Raw genomic sequence first — 6,431 nt, 5'->3', positions numbered from 1 at the left:
ATCTTGGCCTGCTTTAGGATAGGAAAGGTAACAAATTGGCAGCGGGGCCGCCTGCAACCTTGTGTCTGGCTTTAGTATTGCAAAATCTAGTTGTTTGTCAATATAAACAACAGAAGCTGTCGTTTTTTGGTTGCTTGAGGTTGAAATCTGGAACTTGCCGACACCCGACCCTGTGACGACGTGTCTATTGGTCATTATGAGTCCGTCTGTTGAGACAATAAATCCACTTCCAAGAGATTTATCAGTTCTTATAGAGACTACCGATGGCGCAATTTTAGGGATCAGGTCTTCAGCAGGAAGACTAGACTTGCTGACCGTACTGATTTGAATAGAGACTTTTGGTTTCTGCCATGTTTTTTGTTCTGCCTGGAAAAGTCTTGCGATTGACTTCAATGTTTCTTTCCCAACCGGAAAAACTTTGGTATCCCCCCTACCCTTACTTAACTTGATTGACAGGGACTGATCCCCATTAGTACTGATAATATTACTTATAAAGGACTGAGGCAAAGAATATTCACCTGAGTCGCCATAAACAAGATAAGTTTCCCCTGCATAATATAGCTCAAGCACACCGCTGAATTCTCTAAAATCGGAGCCACTAGTACATACCCAAAGACCACAGCCTCCGTACATATATTGATAGCCTGTCACGGTGTCGCTACCCCAGCGAGTAATAAGCCCTTCCGTCACCCCATTGCTGACATTTGTTTTATAGTCGCGATCAAGTACAACGTAATAATAATCCCCTGAAGCCTTAGAGGTCACCTTGATAAGCTTGGACCATTCGTCAAACTTAACCTTTGGATTTTTCCAGTCAACATCTATTTCTTTTTCCACAACATTGCCATAGGTGATTGGCTTTATTCTTGCGGCATCTGGTATATTTGCATTTGCAATAGCGCCGTTGGCGCCAAGCAAGGAAATTGATACAAAAAGACCAGCCGCTAATTTTGATTTAAAGCTCATAATAATTAAATTCCACTTGCGAATCCTATCAACATTGCTCCTGCATGTGAACTACAACAACTAAATTCTTAATCCTAGACATTGGTGCCAATTATTAGCCGGTGTCGGGTTACGGACCTTGAGATCCACAATTAGCGGTACGACACCCTTGTGAGCCGACTGTTCGATGTGATCGTTGACTTGCCTAAGGGCATCACGGTGGTGCCGGTGTTTGCTGCTGATAAGGCCGAGGCCCTGGAAGCCGGCAAAGAGCTGTTCCCCGGCCATCGGGTCACGGTGGTGCTGAAGGAGGGCGAGCCTGGTACCTAGTGCCCGCAGAAGCAGGGCCGCCAGAGAAGGAATAGGGGCATAGCGGATATAGCCGCGTGTGGTTGTCCTCCTGGGAATACGCCACCGTTTCCGCGATCACGCCAGCCACAGCAACTCCCCATCGGGTTGCTGCTTCACCAGCAGGCAGCCAATTAGCTCGGGGGCACTGACCTCGGCGGGGCGGCTGAAAAAGGAGTGGAGGAAGTGCTGGGAGGCCGTGGTGGCTATGGGTGTGGCTGTGGGCAGAAGTTCTGACGACCGATGGAGAATGGGTGATAATGGGGGCACTCACACTTCACCACTCAGGCGATGTCAGAAGAGCAACTCAAGGCGTTTATAGAGCAACTCAAGGCGTTTATGGAAGCTGTCAAGGCAGATGCTGGTCTTCAGGAGAAACTCAATGCAGCAGCGGATGCTTATGCCGTTGTGGGGATTGCCATGGAGGCGGGCTTTGTAATTACGGCAGAGGAGCTGCAGCGAGCTCAGGTGGAAGTTATGGTAGATAGGCGATCTCAGAAGAGGAGTGGCACGGGGTGGCGGGCTGAATTGGGCAGGTGGGATTGGGAAGGCAGAGATCTCAGGAAAGGGTCTAGGGAAGAGGAGCTTGGTTCCTAAGCTGGGATTCTGTTGTTCTGGCACTTGATACGCACGAATGGGGCGCAAAAGAGGAGCTTGAGCGGGTGGCTGGTGGGATTGGGCAGGCTTCCTGCCGGTAGGTCTGCTTGTGGTTGACCCACCAGAAGGCCATGAACGGTGGCTGGGGTTTGACCTGTTGTAGCCCAGGCGAACAATCGCCGCCTCGACCACGGCCGCCGAGGGCGCGCTCAATGCTCTGATGGCCAGGGGGCAACCTGTCCATCCTCCAGCCAGACAAGGCCTCAGTACGCATGGACATCCTTTCCCACGGTCACAGCACCACCTCGACGGATGGGGAGACCCCCTCGGACGTGGCCCGGCTGCGGGCGGAGCTCAGCGAGTTTGAGCTGGGCCGGTACCTGCTCAACAACCTGGGCCTGAACGGTCAGTGGACCTCCTACGTGCTGCTGTACCCCGAACGCGGCTCACAAACCCGGCTCAGCAGTGATGGATCGCCCCTGAGTGACCTGGAGACCTGGTTGCTGGAGCGCTGTCCGCTCCTGCTGGCGACGCAACAGCGCTTCTGTCTCATGCGTGGGCTGGCCCAGCCGTTGGTGCGATCCGGCATGCAACTCGCCTCCCTGCCATCGGGGCTGATGGACGACCTGCTCACACTGGACTACGCGGCATGCCATGACGTCAGCCTCACCGCCATTGATCTCGATGCCAAGGCGCTGGACGCTGCGCTGCGCAACCACAGCAAGCGCCACACCCCCGTGGCCATGGCGTGCGAAAAGCGGGATGCCTGGCAACTGGGCTGCCAGGGACGCTGGGATCTGATCACCAGCAACGGCCTGAATATCTACGTCGACGACGACCAGCTCTGCACAGCCTTTTAACGCTTTAGCGCCTGATGGAGCGGTACTTCCTTGTGTATCAAAACCTGGCGCATCCGCCGGCGTTGACGGTCGCTCGCAAGTGCGCAACAGGCTGAGCTCCTTGGCAAACGCCAGCCGTACGCGGAACCTCAGTAGGATGTAATATTATTAAACTTCCCGTTTCGAGGACTCGCTTGATTCAGCAGCAGGAGGATCCCCAACGAGATCGGCAGCCATCTGATCGGCCAGAAGCGGCTGGTAGTAATCCCATAGCCGTTCCCAGAATCAAGGAGTTGCAGCAGCGGGATCGCCCGTTTGTGCTCGCAGATTCGCTTGGGCAGATCGTGGCGATTAATTCTGCATTTGAACAGGCTTATGGCTGGCGCGATGAGCAGCTTCGCGGCAAGTCGCTCAGCGTGATTCTGCCGGCCGCCTTCAAGATGTCTCACCAGCTTGGCTTTTCCCGTTTCCAGGCGCTGGAGACTTCCACGATCCTGGCCCACCCCCTGCGCCTGAAAACGGTCTGCGTCGATGGCAGGGAGGTTGTCTCAGAACATTTCATCGTGGCGGAGAAGGTAGAAGGGGTTTGGGTGTTTGGTGCAACTCTCACGCCGCTGCCGGATCAAACGCCAACCGATGCCTGAATCGCCGTCGCTGCCGCCATCCCATCCTCCCGAAGGAGAGCTGGAGCTGGTTGCCGAGTTGAGGCGCACCTTGGGGCGCCTGGATTCAGCCCTCGGCCAGATCCGCGAGGCCCTGGTGCTGGTGGATGCCGCTGGCCAGGTGATCTGGTCGAATGCGGCCTTCGATGGCCTGGTGGGCAAGCGAAGGCTTGAGATTCTCGGTGCCAGTCTGCACCGCGTTCTTCCACTCAACCACGTGGGTGAGCCGATTCTCACGATCGAGCAGACCCGGGGGGCGAACCAGAACAGCGGCATGCTCAACGCCATCCTCAGTGAGCTGCCATTACAAGCTTTGGAGGTGGAGTGGCATCCGGTGCTCACGGAAGAGCCGAATCCGCTGATGTTCTCGTTCCGGGATGTGAGCAATCGGTTGGCCCTGGCCACCCAGGCGATGAAGTGCTCGGTTACAGGGCTACTGAATCGACGCGGCTTGCTTGAGCGGATCCAAACCTCGCTGCACCACCTGCGCCGCCAGCCTGGCCTGGTGACACTACTCTTCTGTGACCTCAACCATTTCAAGCAGATAAACGATCTCTATGGCCATCATGTAGGGGATCGCCTGCTGATCGAGATAGGCCAACGCCTGCGCGCAAACATTCGCCCTGAAGATGTGGTTGGCCGCATCGGAGGCGATGAATTTGTGGTGCTGGCTATTGATGTCGACAGCAGAGAGGAGGCTATCCAATGGGCCAACCGTCTTCATACGAAGATTACCGCACCGTGGCATGACGAAGGCAAGACGATCACACCACGCCTAAGTATTGGAATCGCACTGACAGCAGATCCGGAGATATCCGTTGATGAATTGCTATGCAACTCTGATCTGGCCATGTATTCAGCCAAGGCCTCGCCGACCGCTTCGGTGGCTTTGTTTGATCCGCAGCTGGATAAGCAGGTCAAACGCGAAAGCCTGATCAGGTCCCGCTTACAAACGGTGCTTGCAGCTGATCAGTTATGCGTTAATTATCAGCCAATCATCGATATGGTGAATGGATCCATGATCGGGTTTGAAGCTCTGGCACGCTTTCCCGCGGAGGAGGGAGTCAGTATTTTGCCGAGTGAGTTCATTCCTGTGGCTGAAAATGCGGGCCTGATTCATCGCATCTTCGACATAGTACTTAGCCACTGCCTGGAGGAGCTGAGCGGTCTTAGTAAAGGCCTTCAAGCCATGTCGATCTCAATCAATATGAGCCCGCTTCAGTTATCTCAGGAGGGCCTGGCAACAAAGATGATCCAAATAGCAGAAAAGCTGCAGGTGCCGCTCTCCTATCTTGTGCTCGAAGTAACCGAATCACCCCTGATCGACCGGCCGCAGAGTGCGATTCGTGAACTCGGCCACCTGCGCGATTGCGGCTGTCGTGTTTATCTGGACGATTTCGGGACCGGCTACTCCAGCATGTCCTGGTTGGCGCAGTTGCCGATTGATGGCATCAAGATCGATCGCAGTTTCGTAACGGGTCTACTGACCGATCCTCGCAGCTCTCTGCTGGTTGCCACGATGGTCCGATTGGCTCGGGATCTGGAGCTGGATGTGATCGCCGAGGGGGTGGAGGAGGAAGCCCAGGTCGATGCCCTGCTGGCAATGGGTTGCACCAAGGGCCAGGGCTACCTCTTCGGAGCGCCCGCCCCGTTCCCTGAGCGATTCTCGTTCAGCAACCCTCGATGCGCAGCTGTTCCTGCCAGCACCACCAGCAGTAGCGCTGGGAGTCCACCACCAGCTTGAGCTCGAGATTCCACCAAAGGTGATCACCGCTGAACAGCATCTGCCGCATAGAACGTTGCGGCGGCATTGGCGGAAAGTCGTTGATCCGGCTCGGTCATCGACGAGCCACCCCCACTGCGTATTCACGCTTAGGAGCGTCCTGAAAAACCCGCGCGCAACAAGGTAGCAAGCATTAAATCCTGAGATTCCCGTGATTTTGTTGCTTGATGCGCAGGTTATAAAGACATGCGAAGGTGGTATCTATTGTCTTTCGTGCTTCTGCATCCGGCGATCGGATGGTTTGTTTTTGGAAAACTCCTAATGGGACGAAGGTGGAGGTTTGGCTGCGGAGTTTGGATACTGCGCTGGGCCCGCATTAGGCCGATCTACATGCGCCGATCCCGGCTGAACTGCGGCTCGTTACTCTCTCCAACTCCCACTGGGTCCCTGCTGCCAATCACCCCCTTTCCATCAGCCGGCTTGACGGGACAAGGTGACCACCGCCTGGGAAGGGCAGAAGGCTTGAACACCTACCACCAGTCCATGCGCATGCTGGTCTGAATTGCAGCGGTTCTAAGTCCGTCCGTGAGGCGAAATCTTGATCAGACTGTGTTTCTCGCCCCGGAAACGATGGCGTCGCTGGCCGCTACAGCCCTGGTTCGTGATCTCTGCGCTGAGGTGAGGGGCCTCGGAGCTGCGCTCACTACCAGCGAGAGAGCCAGGGCCACCCTCCGCCTGTCGACGCTGAGTGCCTTGCTGCTTGGCGGCGCCTGGCTGTACTGGCGTCTGCCCCTGGGGGGGGGGGCCGCGATCAGGGCCGTCCTCATCGCCGGTGTGGCCTATGGCCTGCTGCTGATCGCAACCCACGAGATGGTGCATGGCACCCTGCTGGGCTTCCGGACTCTGGAGCAATGGCTGGCTTGTTTGCTCAGCTGGCCGATGGCCTGGCTCTATCTCACCTATGCACGCCTGCATCATCTCCACCACTGTTGGAATCGCATTCACGGATGCCGTTGCCGCCTCATCAGCAGGCATGGGACTGTGCCCCTGGGGCCACCTAGACGCGAGGCCTGTCAACTGGCAAACCACGACCCGTCTAGCTGGCCATTTGGTTCCACGGACGAGCAGCTGGTGATCGATCGTTGCGCTGCCTCATCGCAGGCGCCACCTAGGTAGGGCACCGAGGCAACTTGCAGCCGGACCCGAGGCAGCAATCAGTCCAGCATCCGGATCCAGACCCACCACAGCAGAGCCACCGGCACCATCGCCAGAGCCAGCACAGCTAGGCCCTGAAGCTGTTCTGAGTTCATTGGCCCC

8 protein-coding genes are annotated in these 6,431 nt (G+C 56.3%); 6 read left to right on the top strand and 2 right to left on the bottom strand.

The window, feature by feature from the left end; all coding sequences use genetic code 11:
* Window positions 1-966 (bottom strand): serine protease (locus KBZ07_RS14635; RefSeq protein WP_254932298.1); only part of this gene is annotated, 966 nt, incomplete at its 3' end.
* 150 nt (window positions 967-1,116) lie between these two features.
* Between KBZ07_RS14635 and KBZ07_RS14630 the strand changes: the two genes are divergently transcribed.
* Entirely contained in the window at window positions 1,117-1,275 is a 159-nt protein-coding gene (locus KBZ07_RS14630) for a hypothetical protein (RefSeq protein ID WP_254932297.1), read from the top strand.
* A gap of 96 nt (window positions 1,276-1,371) precedes the next feature.
* On the opposite strand, the gene KBZ07_RS14625 is transcribed toward KBZ07_RS14630, so the two are convergent.
* Window positions 1,372-1,563 carry a hypothetical protein gene (locus KBZ07_RS14625; protein ID WP_315859879.1) on the bottom strand — a complete coding sequence of 64 codons (192 nt, stop codon included), beginning with the start codon at window positions 1,561-1,563 and terminating at the stop codon, window positions 1,372-1,374.
* Window positions 1,564-1,584: 21 nt separating this feature from the next.
* Here KBZ07_RS14625 and KBZ07_RS14620 point away from each other — a divergent pair, with 21 nt between their 5' ends.
* From KBZ07_RS14620 to KBZ07_RS14595, 5 genes are all read left to right on the top strand, one after another.
* Window positions 1,585-1,890, top strand: coding sequence for a Nif11-like leader peptide family natural product precursor (locus KBZ07_RS14620; RefSeq protein ID WP_254932296.1), 306 nt, complete (start codon window positions 1,585-1,587; stop codon window positions 1,888-1,890).
* Window positions 1,891-2,162: 272 nt separating this feature from the next.
* Window positions 2,163-2,750, top strand: coding sequence for a class I SAM-dependent methyltransferase (locus tag KBZ07_RS14615; RefSeq protein ID WP_254932295.1), 588 nt, complete (start codon window positions 2,163-2,165; stop codon window positions 2,748-2,750).
* Window positions 2,751-3,046: 296 nt separating this feature from the next.
* Complete coding sequence (locus tag KBZ07_RS14610) at window positions 3,047-3,373, top strand: PAS domain S-box protein (protein WP_254932294.1); 327 nt, start codon at window positions 3,047-3,049, stop codon at window positions 3,371-3,373.
* Window positions 3,366-5,135, top strand: coding sequence for an EAL domain-containing protein (locus KBZ07_RS14605; RefSeq protein WP_315860177.1), 1,770 nt, complete (start codon window positions 3,366-3,368; stop codon window positions 5,133-5,135). The genes KBZ07_RS14610 and KBZ07_RS14605 overlap by 8 nt, the downstream gene beginning before the upstream one ends.
* A gap of 609 nt (window positions 5,136-5,744) precedes the next feature.
* Complete coding sequence (locus KBZ07_RS14595; RefSeq protein ID WP_254932293.1) at window positions 5,745-6,290, top strand: hypothetical protein; 546 nt, start codon at window positions 5,745-5,747, stop codon at window positions 6,288-6,290.
* Window positions 6,291-6,431 lie beyond the last annotated feature (141 nt).

Source organism: Cyanobium sp. BA20m-14 (assembly GCF_024346295.1).
Note: the sequence above shows the minus strand (reverse complement) of the source record. Positions and strands in the feature narration are given on the sequence as shown.